This window comes from Vibrio sp. 2132-1 (assembly GCF_033344315.1).
On the sequence record NZ_JAWPON010000318.1, the window covers coordinates 1 to 714 of the forward strand.

Annotated in this window: 1 pseudogene; it reads right to left on the bottom strand. The window is 50.3% G+C overall.

What is annotated here, in order from left to right:
- A pseudogene (locus tag R8N47_RS25160) lies at window positions 1–714 on the bottom strand (phospho-sugar mutase); the annotation flags it as partial.

The window sequence follows — 714 nt, forward strand, 5'->3', positions numbered from 1 at the left end:
GGATTTGCTCGTAACTTGTCACCAATTGGTGGTGAGTTTGGATCCAACGCAATACTACGCTGAGCGTTAAAGTAAAAACCGTGTTGACGGTAAAGCGCTTCCAACTTGTCCCACAGTGTTTTGCCTTGTGCTTTGAGCTTTCCGGTTAATTGCGAAAACGCAACAATCGCGGACAAACCATCTTTATCCCACACCTTGTTGCCAACGGTGTAGCCGAGCGCCTCTTCGTAAGCAAACAAGAACGGATGTTGCTCGGTTTCTTGGCTCATCGCGACGTTGGTTAGCCATTTAAAGCCTGTTAGCGTTTGGTAATACTCTGCGCCATGCGCTTTTGCGATGCTGCTCAAGAGGCGAGATGACACGATGGTGTTACCGACCAGTGAGTTCGGCTGTTGCTCTAGCAAGTAATCACCAAACAATGAACCAACTTGGTCGCCAGTTAACATTTGGTATTCACCGTCTGGGCGTTTTACGGCGACGGCGAAACGATCTGCATCTGGGTCGTTAGCACAGGCGATATCCGCATCTACGGATTTACCGAGCGCCATGACCATGTCCATTGCCCCTGCTTCTTCTGGATTTGGGAAGTTAACTGTAGGGAATGTGCCATCAGGTTCGCGCTGCTCCGCAACACTGGCCACTTTTTTAAAGCCAGCGTCAGCAAGTAACGTTTCTGCCATCTCTGCGCCAACACCGTGCATCGCAGTGTAAGCG